This window comes from Paenibacillus sp. 1_12 (genome assembly GCF_900114475.1).
Taxonomy (GTDB): Bacteria; Bacillota; Bacilli; order Paenibacillales; family NBRC-103111; genus Paenibacillus_S.
The window spans coordinates 1-2843 of record NZ_FOTE01000059.1; the positions used below are offsets into that span (position 1 = coordinate 1).

The window sequence follows — 2843 nt, forward strand, 5'->3', positions numbered from 1 at the left end:
CACGGGGTATACGGTCACGTCCAATCCGGGAGGATTCACAGGAACCTCAGCAACCGCGAGTTCGATCACAGTCACGGGACTGACGAACGGCACGGAATATACGTTCACGGTAGTTGCGAAGAATGGGGTCGGATCAAGCGCAGCGTCCGCTCCGTCCAAGGCTGTTATGCCAAGAGGCAGTGGAGGTAGCGGCGGGTCGGGCGGTTCTGGTGGAAGCGGTGGAAATGGCGGAAGCTCCAACATTGACCCGATTCGCTCAACAAACGGAAATCTTACGCTTCCGTTAGGAAAAGTTGGCGAGATGAGCTTGGATGGCAAGATCCTCATTACTGTTCCAGCTAATGCTTCAGACAAAGAATTGAAGATAACGATAGAAGAATTAAGTGAGATTCCTGGCCTGCTGGCGAATCATGAGGTGCTGGCAAGCTCTATATTCGAGATTCTAAAGAATTACTCGGGCAATTTTAGTAAACCGGTGACATTGACTTTTACCTTTGACCCGACCAAGGTAAAGGATAATCAAACAATAGCCTTGTTCTATTATGATGAAGGAAAGAAGGCTTGGGTAGAAGTTCCTGGAGGCAAGATCGACGGGAACCAGATCCGCGTAGAGGTTAACCATTTTACGAAGTTCGCGGTGCTTGTAGTGGATAAAAAGTCGGGCTTGCCTATCGTAGCGACTGAGTCCACGGAAGTTAACTTTAGCGACATCGCCGGTCATTGGGCGGAAGAGACAATCAAACAAGCGGTGCGGCAGGGAATCGTTAATGGCTACACGGATGGCAGCTTTAAACCGGACGCAACGATTACGCGTGCAGAATTCGTTACGATGCTAATGAATGCATGGAAGCCTTCAAATGGAAACACAACGTTAAGCTTCACCGATACGAATGAGATTCCTACTTGGGCGAAGAAAGCGATCACTCAAGCTGTAGAATCCGGCATCTTGTCAGGCTACACAGATGGTAGCTTCCGCCCGGACGGGAACATTGCGCGGATGGAAATGGCGATGATGATTGCTAAGGCGTATGGCGCGAAGATCCCAACGGATGTCGCGACTGGCTTCTCCGATGAAAGCGAGATTCCAGAGTGGGCCAAGGGAGCGGTGTTCATGATTAAACAGATAGGCATCGTCAAAGGACGCGACGGTAACCAGTTCGCACCTAAAGAAACGGTAACACGTGCCGAAGCTGTGACGGTGATCATGAACCTGCTTCATGTGAAGAAAATCGAATAGGATTTTAGATATGGAGACCTCTGAACTGTGACCCGGAAGGTAGACACTTTGAAAAAAGTGCCCTCCTTCCGGGTCATTTGCGTTTTTAATGGAAGTTATCAGAGAGGAGCGAGGTCTAAAATGACAGATAGTAGCAAGTTCCCAGTGAACCGACGTCGCTTTACGGCGCTTGAAATCAGACAGTTAGAAGCAAATCCTAATGTAATACATGTGTCAGAAAAGGCGATCACGTATTCACCAGAACCAGATTGATAGAGATGATAACCGATGGAAAGAAAAGGGATGCTTTTGCTCGAATATGGGACGCTTGCAGTGATATGGCGGGCTATGTGCAAATGCACTTTGACGTAGCTGAGAGAAAGCACTACTTTGGAGATGACTGGGATTGTTACCCTGATGATTCTTACGGGTATTATTTAGCAAGTTGCAAAACAGACAGCACGGCAATGCGTTCAATAGGTGAGATTGCCGATAGCGCAGACGTTATATCAATGATGAATACATCTCGCCTCGATCATTCAGATGAGGACAATATACGTTTTGAAAGTTTTTTAACATTTCGACATTTTCTCTTGCACGTATTAAAGATTTTTGAAGTAGAGGAAAATGAGGCTGAAGTGGTTGCTAAAAAAACGTGGAGTGGAGAACTGATTGATGATAAAAAACTCATTCAGCGTTTCGAAGCAGTATTTCCTCGCAAACAGCATGTCGGCGAAACGGTAGAGCGTTTCGGGCTATGCTTGTTAAGATGTAGATTTTAGTTCGATAATTTTATGCTCAAAAGGGAGTTCAGCAGCGACGATACGGAAGGAAGATGGAGTCTTAAAACACTCAAGGTTTCATGGAGCAATAGCAAAAAATATGCTAAAAGGCAGCCAAAAGCGTATTATGTGGATGTTACTGACTCAATCGCAAGTCGAATGTTGCAAGCCATGTTAAGGGTAACGTATACATCCCCGCTGGTCGTGCATTGGGCTACGGAGTTCCTTGCGTGGCTCTATTTTGATATGGATGGCTATGACTCAAATGAACATTCAGACAAGCTGGAAAACATCGCAAAAGCGGCAGTGCGTGAATATATGAACGATGGCGAGTTTTCTATAGGGCTAATCACTCCACACATAGTGTTCAATTACTTGGATTACTTGTTGTGGCAAAAAACGAAGCAGGATTTCCAATTTGAATTCCGTAATTCGGTGGAACATTGGTATCCGCAGCATCCCATCGACAGCAATGTCAAATGGGACGAGCAAGACCTGAATCATTTCGGTAACCTATGCCTTGTTTCAATGGATATTGATAAGCTTGTATTAGGCTTATGTGCTCCCACGTACTTGCATTATTAGATGAGCCGCATGCATGGGATGCGGCTCATCTAGTTTTTAACGAAGAAAGCGATGTTAGCAGCGCGGCTGGTTTATTTTAAGGGATAAAGTCTAGACCACATTGAGGGGCTAATCGGACAATGTTCTTGTCAGTTATCGGACAATGTTCTTGTCATCCGACAAAAACGACAAATGTCGGGTGACAAGAACACTATCTCATTAAGGGTCGCGTAAATCGCGGCTTTTTCGTTTTATGAGATAAGGTTCTTGTCAAAACCAAA

At 45.7% G+C, this 2843-nt stretch carries 3 protein-coding genes; all 3 read left to right on the forward strand.

All coding sequences use genetic code 11. From position 1 onward, the window contains the following. Nucleotides 1-1237, forward strand: a 1237-nt coding sequence (locus BM210_RS34080) for an S-layer homology domain-containing protein (protein ID WP_177238184.1), incomplete at its 5' end; no start/stop codon positions are given. A 317-nt stretch (nucleotides 1238-1554) separates the two neighbouring features. Further along, on the forward strand, nucleotides 1555-1998 hold the full coding sequence (locus tag BM210_RS34085; RefSeq protein WP_143101182.1) for a hypothetical protein: 444 nt from the start codon (nucleotides 1555-1557) through the stop codon (nucleotides 1996-1998). A 171-nt stretch (nucleotides 1999-2169) separates the two neighbouring features. Further along, nucleotides 2170-2583 carry a hypothetical protein gene (locus BM210_RS34090; protein WP_143101183.1) on the forward strand — a complete coding sequence of 138 codons (414 nt, stop codon included), beginning with the start codon at nucleotides 2170-2172 and terminating at the stop codon, nucleotides 2581-2583. Nucleotides 2584-2843: the final 260 nt, after the last annotated feature.

Excerpts from the sequence above, each read along its gene's own strand:
- BM210_RS34090 (WP_143101183.1), top strand. The coding sequence starts at position 2,170 with ATGTTAAGGGTAACGTATACATCCCCGCTGGTCGTGCATTGGGCTACG.
- BM210_RS34085 (WP_143101182.1), top strand. The coding sequence starts at position 1,555 with ATGGCGGGCTATGTGCAAATGCACTTTGACGTAGCTGAGAGAAAGCAC.